The following is a 12096-nucleotide window of genomic DNA, read 5'->3' as shown; positions in this document are numbered from 1 at the left end:
GGGCGATCAGATTACCCGTGATTCGACGACGCGGGTGAAAAGACCTGCGTTCATCAACAAGATTAAACCCCCGAGGTCGCCCTCGGGGGTCAGTGGAAGCGCCGTCTTGGGACGGTTATTGTTGTTTGGGCTGTTCCGTCGGCGGCGCCGCGACCGTCGGGGCCAGGGCTGCGGCCGGAGCCTTGGCCGCCGGAGCCGGCTTCTTGGCCTCGGCCTTGGGCGCCGAGGGCGTCGGCGCCAGCAGCGCCGGTTGCGCGGCGGCCGGGGCCGGCGTGTTGATCTGCGGGGTCGGGGCCTGAATCGCGCCCGGCTGGCTGTCCGGCGAGGCCGGCAGCGAATTCAGCGAACCGGGCGTCGGCGCCACCGGGGCCGGGGCCGCGTTCAGGGTCTTGGCGTCGAGGCCCTTGACCTGGTCGGCCACCGAACCGCCGGTATTGGCGCGCCCCGTCAGGATGGTCAGGGTCAGGCTGATCAGCAGGAAGACCGAGAACAGGATCCAGGTGATGCGGGTCAGCAGGTCACCGGCGCCGCGGGCGGTCATGAAACCGGTGTTGCCGCCGCCCATGCCCAGCGCGCCGCCTTCGGAGCGCTGCATGAGCACCACGCCGATCAGGCAGAGGCAGACGACGATATTAATGGCCAGCAGGACGCCGATAAGCATGTGGAATGTATTCTCGATCCGGGCGCGGGCGAAATGCCGCGTTAAAAACGAAGCGGCCCCTCTACCACTAGCGAGCGCTCCGCGCCATAGCTGGGACGCGCGACGCCAAACGCAACCCCGAAAGCCAGACCGCCGCACCGCATGATCCTCGAGACCGAACGCCTGACCCTCACGCCGCTGACGGTCGACGACGCGCCCCTGATCTATCCGTTCCTCAGCGATGCCGAGGTGATGTCCAACCTCGACCAGGAGCCGATCGAGGATCCCGACGAGGTGGCTAGCCGCGTCGCCGCGCAGGTCGACGAGATGAGCGCCGGCGACGCCGCCTACTGGAGCATCCGCCACACCCAGGGCGGCCAGTACCTGGGCTATTGCGAATTCGTCGACATCGACCGGCGTCACGATCGGGCCGAGATTCGCTTCGTCATCGACCGCAAGGGCTGGGGCCAGGGCTTCGGCGCCGAAGCGGTCAGCGCCCTGCTCGCCCATGCCGCAGGCAGCGGCCTCAAGAGCCTGGTGGCCAGCATCCACGTCGGCGACAACCGCGCCGAGCGCCTTCTGGACAAGCTGGGCTTCAAGGCCGAGGGCTACCTGAAGGGCGCGGTGCACCGCGACGGCGAGCGTCGGGATCGACGGCTCTACGGGCTGCGGCTGTAGACCCACGGCTCCGCCGCTTCACGCGGCCCGGCCGCTGAAGGTGTGGAAAGGGATGCGGAGCGCCGGACAGCGTCCGGAGTTGGAAACTAGAAATACCGTTTCGACGAAGCCCGACGCTCCGCGCGGTCGTTATCCGGAAGCGTGACGTCCCGATGCTGTTCGCACCTCGACGCCCTTGAAGCCTCCGACGGGCAGGCCCGGCCGCGAAGCCTGGTCCCGGTCAGGAGCCTTTCAGCTCCCCTGTCGCTCTCCTCGGCCTGCATCCACCGTCGTTTCTGTGTTCCAGGGTCGACTACCTCGGGGATGGTGCAGTTGCGGCCCCAAGTCGCCTTGAGCCCGCGCCGACGAGCGCGCCCGCTCGATCGCCCCTCATCGCCGCAACGGTCGCTGGCCATGCGCCCTTTCCTCGCGACGAGGTGAAGAGAGAATACGGCAGGTTTTGAAGCCGGGGACACAGCGCGGCGAATGCTCGTCGAATCCCCCTGAAACCCTCTCTCTTTGAGAGAGGGAGGGGCCCATGCGCAGCATGGGAGGGTGAGAGGTTACAAACTATCCGGACAGGGCAATGCCCCGGTAAGCGGCTGAACAATATCGGTTTTCGCGGCCACCGGTGAAACCTCTCACCCTCCCACGCCTGCGGCGCGGGCCCCTCCCTCTCTCTATGAGAGAGGGATTCAATACCCGCGCGCCGACGGGATTAGCGACCCGTCCTACTCCTTGGCCAGCCTGGCCAGCACGGTGAGAATCTTCTCGGCCGCGTCGAGACGCTGCGCAGGAGTGTCCCACTCGCCCTTGATCACGACCTTCTGGTCCGGACGCACCTTCCAGATCAGGCTGTTCTTGCCGACGTACTGCATCAGCCCCAGCGGATTGGCGTAACTATCATTCCGGAAGCTGGCCACCGCGCCCTTGGGTCCGACGTCGATCTTGGCGACATTGGCCTCGCGGCACAGGCCCTTGATGGCGACGACCTTGAGCAGGCTGTCGGTTTCGGGCGGCAGCGGGCCGAAGCGGTCGATCATCTCGGCGGCCAGGGCTTCGCGGTCGGCGGCCTTCTCGGCGTCGGACAGGCGGCGATAGAGCGACAGGCGCACGTTCAAGTCGGGGACGTATTCGTCCGGGATCATCACGGCCGCGCCGGTGTTGATCTGCGGCGACCAGCCCCGGTCTTCCAGCAGGGCCTCTTGGCCTTGCCGCTGACGCAGCTCGGCGACGGCGTCCTCCAGCATCTGCTGGTAGAGCTCGACACCGATCTCCTTGATGTGGCCGCTCTGCTCGTCGCCCAGCAGGTTGCCGCCGCCGCGCTGGTCCAGGTCGTGGCTGGCCAGCTGGAAACCGGCCCCCAGGCTGTCCAGGGACTGCAGCACCCGCAGGCGCTTTTCGGCCGACAGGGTCAGGGACTTCTCGACCGGCGTGGTCAGATAGGCGTAGGCGCGAGCCTTGGAGCGGCCAACGCGGCCCCGGATCTGATAGAGCTGGGCCAGGCCGAACATGTCGGCGCGGTGGACGATCAGGGTGTTGGCCGACGGGATATCCAGGCCACTCTCGACGATCGTCGTCGCAAGCAGCACGTCGTATTGGCCCTCGTAGAAGGCCGTCATCACGTCTTCCAGCTGGGTGGCGGCCATCTGGCCGTGGCCGACGACGTACTTCACCTCGGGCACCTGGGTGCGGAGGAACTTCTCGATGTCCTCCAGGTCCTTGATGCGCGGCACGACGTAGTAGGACTGGCCGCCGCGATACTTCTCGCGCAGCAGGGCCTCGCGCAGGGTCACCGGATCGAACGGGCTGATATAGGTGCGCACCGCCAGGCGATCGACCGGCGGGGTGGCGATGATCGACATCTCGCGGATGCCCGACAGCGCCATCTGCAGGGTTCGAGGGATCGGCGTGGCGGTCAGGGTCAGCATGTGCACATCGGCGCGAAGCTCTTTCAGCTTCTCCTTGTGCTTGACCCCGAAGTGCTGCTCCTCGTCGACGATGACGAGACCCAGGTCCTTGAAGGACACCTGCTTGGACAGGATGGCGTGGGTGCCGACCACGATCTCCAGCTGACCATTGGCCAGGCCTTCGCGGGTTTCGGCGGCTTCCTTGCCGGTGACCAGGCGCGACAGGCGCGTGACCTTGACCGGCCAGCCCTGGAAGCGGTCCTTGAAGGTCTTGTAGTGCTGGCGGGCCAGCAGCGTGGTCGGGCAGACGATCGCCACCTGCTTGCCGCTCATCGCCACCACGAAGGCGGCGCGCAGGGCGACCTCGGTCTTGCCGAAGCCGACGTCGCCGCAGATCAGGCGGTCCATCGGCTTGCCGGACGCTAGGTCCTCCAACACATCGTGGATGGCGCTGAGCTGGTCGTCCGTCTCCTCGTAGGGGAACCGGGCGCAGAACTCGTCGAACACGCCCTGCGGCGCGTCGGTCTCCTCGACGGACTTCAGCTGGCGGGCGGCGGCGATCTGGATCAGGCCCTCGGCCATGACCCGCAGCCGTTCCTTGGCTTTCGCCTTGCGGCCCTGCCAGGCGGCGCCGCCCAGCTTGTCCAGCTGGACCGTATCCGGATCCGACGCGCCGTAGCGGGTCAGCAGGTCGATGTTCTCTACCGGCAGGTAGAGCTTGGCCTCGCCGCCGTACATCAGGTCAAGGCAGTCGTGCGGCGCGCCCTGGACGTCGAGGGTCTTCAGGCCCTCATAGCGGCCGATGCCGTGGTCGATGTGGACGACCAGATCCCCCGGCGTCAGGGCGCTGGCTTCCGCCAGGAAGTTGGCGGCGCGGCGCTTCTTGCGCGGGCGGGCCAGGCGGTCGCCGAGAATGTCGGTCTCGGAGATGACCGCCAGGTTCTCGGTCTCGAAGCCGTGGTCCAGCGGCAGCACAACGCGCTGCGGGACCTTGGGGTCATTGGCCTTCGCCGCCTGCCAATAGGCGGCATAGGGGATCTTCTTGAGGCCATGGTCGGACAGCATGGTCCCCAGGCGCTCGGACGAACCCTCGGACCATGAGCCGAACAGCACCCGCTTGCCGGCGGCGGCCAGGGCCTTGGCGTGGTCGGCGGTGGCCTCGAACAGGTTGACGCTGTCCTGGGCCCGCTCGGCGGCGAACACCCGGCCCAGCTTGGCGCCCATGTCGACGACGTCCAGGCCCTGGGGCTGGAACGGCGTGAACAGGCGATGGGTGCGGTCGGTGAGCTCGCGATCCCACTCCGCTGCGGTCAGGTACAGGGCTTGCGGCGCCAGCGGGCGATAGGCCGACTTGCGGTCGGCGCTGGCCCGGGCCTCGTAGGCGTCCAGGATCATCGCCAGGCGCTCGTCGCGCGACTCGGTGGTCTGGTGGTCGACGCCGATCAGCGATCCGGCGGGCAAGTAGTCGAACAGGCTCGACATCCGCTCGTAGAACAGCGGCAGCCAGTGCTCGAGACCGGCGCGGCGGCCGCCTTCGCTGACGGCGGCGTACAGCGGATCATCGCCCGGCGCGCCGAACTCGGCGACATAGCCCTTGCGGAAGCGCGAGATGCCCTCGGCGTCCAGCAGGGCCTCGCTGACCGGCAGGAGGTCGATCTCCTTCAAATGCTTGGTCGAGCGCTGGGTCTCTGGATCAAAGGCGCGGATGCTCTCCAGCGTGTCGCCAAACAGGTCCAGGCGCACCGGCTCCTCGGCGGCCGGCGGATAGACGTCGATGACGCCGCCGCGGATCGCGAACTCGCCGCGCTCGGAGACGGTGGAGGCGCGGGCATAGCCGTTGACGGCGAAATAGCGCTCCAGGTCCTTGATATCGACGACATTGCCGACCCTGGCGCTGTAGCTGGCGCGCAGCAGCACGTCCTTGGTCGGCACGCGCTGCAGCAGGGCCGGCGCGGGCAGGACCAGGATGGCCGGCTTCTTTTCGCCCAGGCCCCGCGCCAGGCGCGACAGGGTCGCCATCCGTGTGGCCGAGACGCCCGAGGACGGGCCGATGCGGTCGTAAGGCAGACAGTCCCACGAGGGCAGCAGCACCGCCTCGATCTCGGGAGCGAAGAACTTCAGGGCGTCGACGAAGGCGTTGGCGCGGGCGGTGTCGCGGGCCACGAAGGCGGTCAGGCCGCCACGCGCCCGGGCGATGTCAGCCATCACCAGCGCGTCGAAGCCCTCCGGCGCGCCGGCCAGGGTCAGGCCGCCTGCGGCCTTGGCGATCTGTTTCGCGTCGTAGGCCATGCTCTTAAGCGCCATCCCCCACCGGGCGCGAAGCGTGCGCGTCGAACCGGAACGCGCGGATCATCGCCAGCACGTCCGTCTCGAACTTTTCCGGAGTCGGCTCCTGACCGACGATCCAGGCATAGATCTCGCGATCCGACTCCTCGAGCAGGGTTTCCAGGGTGTCGATCTGCTCAGGGGTCAGTTTCGGGCCATGGACGTCCGCGAACGGGCCCAGAATGAGGTCCGCTTCCCGGAAGCCGCGATGCCAGGCGCGGAAACGAAGGCGCCTTAGGCGGGAGTCGTGGTCGATGGTCATGTGTCGGCGGATATAGAGCGGCGTCCGCGCTTGCGCCACTCCATGATGACCCAACATGACGCTCCCAAGGCGCCTATCACCTTGCCTAGATTGACTTTGGCGACTTTCGGCTTATTTATCCCCAACTTCGGAGCAGGTCTGGCGAATCCGCGCTGCCCGCTCGCCCAAGCACGGGCGGCTCCGGGTTTCAGACCAGCGTGTAAATGACCGAATTTTCCGACCTCGGGCTTTCGCCCACGACCCTGCAGGCGGTCGCCGATACCGGCTATACCACTGCGACCCCCATTCAGGCCCAGGCCATCCCGGTCGCCCTCGCGGGCCAGGACGTTCTCGGCATCGCCCAAACGGGCACCGGCAAGACCGCCGCCTTCACCTTGCCGCTGATCGACAAGCTGATGAACGGCCGCGCCAAGGCCCGCATGCCGCGCGCCCTGGTCATCGCCCCGACCCGCGAACTGGCCGACCAGGTCGCCTCCAGCTTCGAGAAGTACGCCAAGGGCACCAAGCTCTCGTGGGCGCTGCTGATCGGCGGCGTGTCGTTCGGGGACCAGGAAAAGAAGCTGGACCGCGGCGTCGACGTGCTGATCGCCACCCCCGGCCGCCTGCTCGACCACTTCGAACGCGGCAAGCTCCTGATGACCGGCGTGCAGTTCCTGGTCGTCGACGAAGCCGACCGCATGCTGGACATGGGCTTCATTCCGGACATCGAGCGCATCTTCAAGATGACGCCGCCCAAGAAGCAGACCCTGTTCTTCTCGGCGACCATGCCGCCGGAAATCACCCGCCTGACCAAGCAGTTCCTCAAGGATCCGGTCCGGATCGAGGTGGCCAAGCCGGCGACGACCAACGCCAACATCACCCAGCTGCTGGTCAAGGTCCCCTCCTCCGATCCCAAGGCCAAGCGCCTGGCGCTGCGCGCGCTGATCGAGAAGGCCCAGATCGAGACCGGCATCGTGTTCTGCAACCGCAAGACCGAAGTCGACATCGTCGCCAAGTCGCTGCGCGTGCACGGCTTCGACGCCGCCGCCATCCACGGCGATCTCGATCAGTCGCAGCGCATGAAGACCCTGGCGGACTTCCGTTCGGGCGCCCTGAAGATCCTGGTGGCCTCGGACGTCGCCGCGCGCGGCCTGGACATTCCGGCCGTCAGCCACGTCTTCAACTACGACGTCCCGCACCACGCCGACGACTACGTCCACCGCATCGGCCGCACCGGCCGGGCCGGACGCACCGGCATCACCTACATGCTGGTCACCCCGGGCGACGACAAGGGCTTCGACAAGGTCGTTAAGCTGATCGGTTCGACCCCGGACGAAGAGAAGCTCGACCTCGACTATTCGAACGCCGTGACGGTGAAGCGCGAAGGCGACCGCGATCGCAAGCGCAGCGGCCGTGATCGCGACCGTCCCGAACGTGGCGACCGTAGCGAGCGTCCGGCGCCGCGCGCCCGTGGCCGTCGCACCGAGGAAGCCGCCGCCGAGGCGCCGGTCGAGGCCGCCGTTGTCGCCGTCGAGGCTCCCGAAGCCGCCGTCGCCGAGGAACGTCCCGCCCGCGAGCGCCGCCCGCGCCGTGAACGCGAACCCCGTGGCGAGCGCGAGCCCCGCGCCGCCGCCCCGGCCGCCGAGACCGAGCGCCCCGAACGCACGGAACGGCCCGCCCGCGCCGAACGTCCGGAGCGTGCTGAACGCGCCGACCGTCCGGAACGCAGCGAGCGCGCCAGCGAGCGTCCTGAGCGCAGCGAACGTCCCGAGCGCCCGGTGCGCGGTGTCCAACCGATCCGCGACCGCGACGACGACGACCGTCGCGTGGTCGGCTTCGGCAACGACGTCCCCGCCTTCCTGGTGCGTCCGCCGCGCGGCAAGTAGGCCCCGGCCGATCTTCCGAAAAAGCAGAAGCGCCGGGCTCTCGTCCGGCGCTTTTCTTTTGGCCGCTCCCCGCCATATCGAAGCATGGCCTATTCGAAGAACGATGTTATCATAAAGCTCGTTTTCGGCTCGATCACGCCGAACAGGCCGGTCGCGCCCCACAAGAAAAAGGGAGGACCGCACATGGCCGCTATCGAACCCGACACCCTGCTCGCCGAGAAGGAAGCCGTGCTGATCGCGCACGAGAAGACCTATCACGGGTTCTCGGTGTTGTTGCGCTGGTGCATGCTGGGCCTGGCCTCGGCGATCAGTGCACTGACGGTAGGGTTCGCGACGCCGGGCGGCTTCTGGGGCGGCCTCGTCACCTTCGTGATCGTCTCGGTTGCCGGCTACTACGGCATGGTCAAGCGCGAAGAGCAGCAATCGCTCGACCCGTGGGCGCCGGGCCGCAAGGGCATCCTCTAGAGCGCCTGATCAACGACGCTCAGCAGGTCGTCGAGCGGTGGCCTGAAGGCGAACTTGAAGCCGCGACGCAGCCTGGCCAGGACCGGCGCCTGCCGCGCCGGAGCTGGCGACGCGCAGACATAGCCGCGCCAGTCGACTCCGACCTGGCGACAGGCCGCCCTCACCCACTGGCTGGTGAAGTTCAGCGGCTGGATCTCCACGACCCGCGCGCCCTTGGGCAGGAAGACGGCATTGGCCAGGGCCGCGCCGCTGGCGCCGACGAGCACCTCGGCCTCGCGCATCAGCGCGACCTGCTCGCCAGCGCTCAGGGTCTCGGGCCTGACGATCGTGAAGCCACGCGCCGCCAGCGCCTTTTCGAACGCCGTCTCGCCGACCATCACCCGCATCGACTGACCGCGTCGCGAGAGATAGACGCGCTTTGCGCCCCGCCCAGCCGGCGCGCGCGCCAGCACGCGTTGGGCGACGTCGGCGACCAGGCCGTTTGGGTGGTGCAGGAAGTGGTCCATGCTGGTGGCGAACACTGCCCGCTTGACCCGCGCGACCGGCGCGGCGACCTCGCGGATTTCCAGATCCGGAAAGGCCATGCCGATCAGGTCGCCTTGCCAGGCGGTCAGCTTGGGCGCGAGGACCGGGACCCCGTCCAGCAGCCCTGCCTGCTCCAGCGCCAGCAGCGACGGCAAGGCGTCGATGACGAAGTGACCGTAGTTGAAGGTCCCGCCCCACGGCAGGAACACCGCCCCGGCCTCGATCTCGGGCGCGGACGCCGGTGGAACGAAGCGCGTGGCCTGGTCCAGCACGCCCGGAAGGGCCGACAGATCCCCCGACCCATGTCGGGCCTCGCCGATCGTGGCGTTGTAGAGCGCCCCGTCGACGCCGATCAGTCCCCCGAACCGCGGGAACCACCAACTCTCGCCGACCGCGCAAAGCGCCGGAACATTGACCGGCAAGGGCGCCGCGATGTCGTGAGGCCAGACGGCGGCCTGCGGCCCAGCCAGCGTTCCCGGCGGCGCGCCGATGGAGGCGTCATGCTCCGGCGCGAACGCCACCCCGGTCTCGCCCCGCCTGAACCGCTCACGCAGCTCCGCCGTCAGCATGGGCGGCAGGTCGCGAGCTTCGACGATGGGGCGCAGGGACAGCGGCGCGGTCATGCGCCGCTTGGAGCATGACCCGCCGCGCTTGGCTACGTCTCGAGCCCTACTTCTTGATCTGCCCCGCCAGGTATTTGCGGATCCCCTCGCCGTAAGGCGGGCGCAGGCCCAGCATCGGGGCGATGTCCTTCTTCAGCTGCTGGAACACCGCCTTGCGGTGGCTGAACTCGCGGAAGCCGTCGTGGCCGTGATAGGCGCCCATGCCGGCCGGACCGACGCCGCCGAATGGCAGGTCCTCCTGGGCGACGTGGAAGATCACGTCGTTGACGGTCACGCCGCCACTGGTGGTGCCCGCCAGCACGCGGTCCTTCTCGGCCTCGTCCGTGCCGAACCAGTAGAGCGCCAGGGGGCGATCGTGGGCGTTCACATAGGCCACGGCCTCGTCGACTGTCTTGTAGCCCTTCACGGGCAGGACCGGACCGAAGATCTCCTCCTGCATGACCGTCATGTCGTCGGTGGGGTCCAGGATCAAGGTCGGGGCGATCTTGCGGTGCTCCTGCTGCGACAGGTCCTCGCCGCCCGGATTGATCTCGATCACCCGCGCGCCCTTGGCCCGGGCGTCGTCGACATAGCCCTTCACCCGGTCGTAGTGGCGCTGGGCGACGACGGCCGTGTAGTCGGGATTGTCCTTGATCGTCGGGAAGTAGCGGCCGACGGCGGCCTGGGCTTCCTTGACGAAGCTCTCGACCTCTTCCTGCGGGGCCAGGACATAGTCCGGCGCCAGGCAGATCTGGCCGGCGTTCAGGGTCTTGCCGTTCATGATCCGCGCCGCGGCCGTGGCCATGTCGGCCCCGCGCGACAGGATCACCGGGCTCTTGCCGCCCAGCTCCAGGGTCACCGGCACCAGGTTTTCGGCCGCCGCCCGCATCACGTGGCGCGCCACCGAGGTCGCGCCGGTGAACACCAGATGGTCGAAGGCCAGTCCCGAAAAGGCCTGGCCAACCTCGGGTCCGCCGACGAATACCGCGACTTCCTCCTCCGAGAACGCCTTGGCGAACATCGCCTTCAGCAGGTCCGAGGTCGCCGGCGTGAATTCCGACGGCTTGATCATCGCCCGGTTGCCGGCCGCGAACACCCCGGCCAGCGGGGCGAAGGTCAGGTTGACCGGAAAGTTCCAGGGGCTGATCACGCCCACGACGCCCTTGGGCTGCCACTGCACGGTCGCCTTGGCGCCGAACAAGCCCAGGATCGCCGGAGTCGTCTTGCGCTTCTCCGGCTTCATCCATTTGGCGACGTTCTCGCGCGCGAACTTCAACGGGCCGATCGAGCCGGCGACATCGGTCAAGGCCGTGGCCTCGGGCGAGCGCGAGCCGAAATCCTCGTTCACCGCCTTGCCGATCTGCGCCTGGTGGCCGACCAGCAGGTCGATCGAACGGTTCAGCCAGTCGATGCGCTTCTCGAGACTGGGCGCGCCATCGCGCAGATGCGCGGCCTTCTGACGCTGCAGGACGTCGGTCATCGCGGCCTTATGGGCGTCGAACGACAGATTGACCGGTGCGTTCATGATGTTCGCCTCCCCTACCCTGGCCCGGCCACAGTGGCGCGGTGCTCATCTTATCGATGATAACCATGACGCCTGGTCGTTTCCTGCGCAAGAGAACGTCGTTCTTAACGCCTCGTAAGAACTCTCCGCCCTAGTGTGGCGCTCCAAGCGTCGGCGTTTCCGCGAGGGGAACCGCTGAACGGGGGAAGAAGAGATGTCGGACGTCGAAACCACGCTGCGCGGTCCCGAGGCGTACAAGATCGCCGGGCGTGCTCTGGAGCTCATGGAGCGCCACCAGGTTTGGCCGACCGCGCTGAACTTCGAGCTGTGGACCCACTATGTGGCCGATCCCGACGGCGCCCTGGCCCGTGAACTGACCCGCCTGATCTCGCTGGGCGAGCCGATGACCGAACTGGTCAGCGAAGAACTGGCCGCCACCTACCTGCCCAAGGCGCGCCTGAACGAACAGATCCGCGACGCCGGCGACCTTCTGTCGAAGGAACTGGAAGCGGTCTCCAAAGCCATCCACAACGCCCAGAAGTCCAACGCCGCCTTCGGCAAGGAACTGGCCGGCGCCAGCAAGAACCTGGACAAGACAACCGACGTCGACGCCATCAAGACCTTGGTCGGCGGCCTGGCCGAGGCGACCCGCCGCGTGCACAAGGAAAACCAGTCGCTGGAAACGCGTCTGGCCGACTCCACCGCCGAGGTCGAGCGCCTGCGCGAGCACCTGGAACAGGTTCGCCGCGACGCCACCACCGACGGCCTGACCAACCTCGCCAATCGCAAGGCCTTCGACGAAGAGCTGGAGCGCGCCTGCGCCGAGGCCGACGAGCAGAACGCCAGCATCTGTCTGGCCGTGCTCGACATCGACCATTTCAAGGGCTTCAACGACACCTGGGGCCACCAGACCGGCGACCAGGTCATCCGTTACGTCGCTTCCGTGATCGGCCGCGTCGCCGCCCCGCCGCGGTTCGCCGCCCGCTACGGCGGCGAGGAATTCGCCATGATCTTCCCGCGCGAGTCGGCCGCGACCGTCGCCACCACCCTGGAAGAGATCCGCGTCGAGGTCTCCTCGCGCATGCTCAAGCGGCGCTCGACCAACGAGGACCTGGGCGCGATCACCATCTCGTCGGGCTTCGCCGAGCGTAAGGCGAACGAGAGCGGTCACTCGCTCATGGAACGCGCTGATGTGGCGCTCTACGCCTCCAAGCGTGGCGGCCGCAACCGCGTCACCGCGGCGGAATCCATGCCGGCCTCGGCCAACGCGGCCTAGCCTCTTCAGCAGAAGACCTACCTTAGGCGCCGCCGGTCTCACGATTGGCGGCGTTCTCATGTGAA

Annotated in this window: 9 protein-coding genes; 4 read left to right on the top strand and 5 right to left on the bottom strand. The window is 67.8% G+C overall.

The features are described from left to right. Nucleotides 1-115 precede the first annotated feature (115 nt). Complete coding sequence (gene secG / locus CSW62_RS11175) at nt 116-661, bottom strand: preprotein translocase subunit SecG (protein ID WP_099577776.1); 546 nt, start codon at nt 659-661, stop codon at nt 116-118. 141 nt (nt 662-802) lie between these two features. Between secG and CSW62_RS11170 the strand changes: the two genes are divergently transcribed. After that, on the top strand, nt 803-1318 hold the full coding sequence (locus CSW62_RS11170; RefSeq protein WP_099577774.1) for a GNAT family N-acetyltransferase: 516 nt from the start codon (nt 803-805) through the stop codon (nt 1316-1318). A gap of 710 nt (nt 1319-2028) precedes the next feature. Here CSW62_RS11170 and mfd read toward each other — a convergent pair. Both mfd and CSW62_RS11160 read right to left on the bottom strand, forming a co-directional pair. Next, nucleotides 2029-5496 carry a transcription-repair coupling factor gene (gene mfd / locus CSW62_RS11165; protein WP_099577772.1) on the bottom strand — a complete coding sequence of 1156 codons (3468 nt, stop codon included), beginning with the start codon at nt 5494-5496 and terminating at the stop codon, nt 2029-2031. A 4-nt stretch (nt 5497-5500) separates the two neighbouring features. Next, the gene (locus tag CSW62_RS11160) at nt 5501-5794 is read right to left on the bottom strand and encodes a succinate dehydrogenase assembly factor 2 (protein ID WP_099577770.1); all 294 of its coding nucleotides are present in this window, start codon (nt 5792-5794) and stop codon (nt 5501-5503) included. Between the two features lie 203 nt (nt 5795-5997). Between CSW62_RS11160 and CSW62_RS11155 the strand changes: the two genes are divergently transcribed. After that, the gene (locus CSW62_RS11155) at nt 5998-7659 is read left to right on the top strand and encodes a DEAD/DEAH box helicase (protein ID WP_099577768.1); all 1662 of its coding nucleotides are present in this window, start codon (nt 5998-6000) and stop codon (nt 7657-7659) included. 183 nt (nt 7660-7842) lie between these two features. Beyond that, a complete protein-coding gene (locus CSW62_RS11150; protein WP_099582252.1) occupies nt 7843-8124 on the top strand; it encodes a hypothetical protein in 282 nt (93 codons plus the stop codon). Here CSW62_RS11150 and CSW62_RS11145 read toward each other — a convergent pair. Both CSW62_RS11145 and CSW62_RS11140 read right to left on the bottom strand, forming a co-directional pair. Then, nucleotides 8121-9272, bottom strand: a complete 1152-nt coding sequence (locus CSW62_RS11145) for a DUF563 domain-containing protein (protein ID WP_099577765.1) — start codon at nt 9270-9272, stop codon at nt 8121-8123. The genes CSW62_RS11150 and CSW62_RS11145 overlap by 4 nt on opposite strands. A gap of 46 nt (nt 9273-9318) precedes the next feature. Then, on the bottom strand, nt 9319-10776 hold the full coding sequence (locus tag CSW62_RS11140) for a coniferyl aldehyde dehydrogenase (RefSeq protein ID WP_099577763.1): 1458 nt from the start codon (nt 10774-10776) through the stop codon (nt 9319-9321). A 193-nt stretch (nt 10777-10969) separates the two neighbouring features. Here CSW62_RS11140 and CSW62_RS11135 point away from each other — a divergent pair, with 193 nt between their 5' ends. After that, nucleotides 10970-12031, top strand: coding sequence for a GGDEF domain-containing protein (locus tag CSW62_RS11135; protein ID WP_099577761.1), 1062 nt, complete (start codon nt 10970-10972; stop codon nt 12029-12031). The last annotated feature ends 65 nt before the right edge of the window (nt 12032-12096 follow it).

The organism is Caulobacter sp. FWC2, from assembly GCF_002742625.1.
Taxonomy (GTDB): Bacteria; Pseudomonadota; Alphaproteobacteria; order Caulobacterales; family Caulobacteraceae; genus Caulobacter.
This window is presented reverse-complemented; position numbering and strand designations above follow the sequence as displayed.

Bases quoted from the DNA above. Each gene is read 5' to 3' on its own strand.
- CSW62_RS11160 (WP_099577770.1), bottom strand. From the start codon at position 5,794: ATGACCATCGACCACGACTCCCGCCTAAGGCGCCTTCGTTTCCGCGCC.
- mfd (WP_099577772.1), bottom strand. From the start codon at position 5,496: ATGGCCTACGACGCGAAACAGATCGCCAAGGCCGCAGGCGGCCTGACC.
- CSW62_RS11135 (WP_099577761.1), top strand. From the start codon at position 10,970: ATGTCGGACGTCGAAACCACGCTGCGCGGTCCCGAGGCGTACAAGATC.
- CSW62_RS11150 (WP_099582252.1), top strand. From the start codon at position 7,843: ATGGCCGCTATCGAACCCGACACCCTGCTCGCCGAGAAGGAAGCCGTG.
- secG (WP_099577776.1), bottom strand. From the start codon at position 661: ATGCTTATCGGCGTCCTGCTGGCCATTAATATCGTCGTCTGCCTCTGC.
- CSW62_RS11140 (WP_099577763.1), bottom strand. From the start codon at position 10,776: ATGAACGCACCGGTCAATCTGTCGTTCGACGCCCATAAGGCCGCGATG.
- CSW62_RS11170 (WP_099577774.1), top strand. From the start codon at position 803: ATGATCCTCGAGACCGAACGCCTGACCCTCACGCCGCTGACGGTCGAC.
- CSW62_RS11155 (WP_099577768.1), top strand. From the start codon at position 5,998: ATGACCGAATTTTCCGACCTCGGGCTTTCGCCCACGACCCTGCAGGCG.
- CSW62_RS11145 (WP_099577765.1), bottom strand. From the start codon at position 9,272: ATGACCGCGCCGCTGTCCCTGCGCCCCATCGTCGAAGCTCGCGACCTG.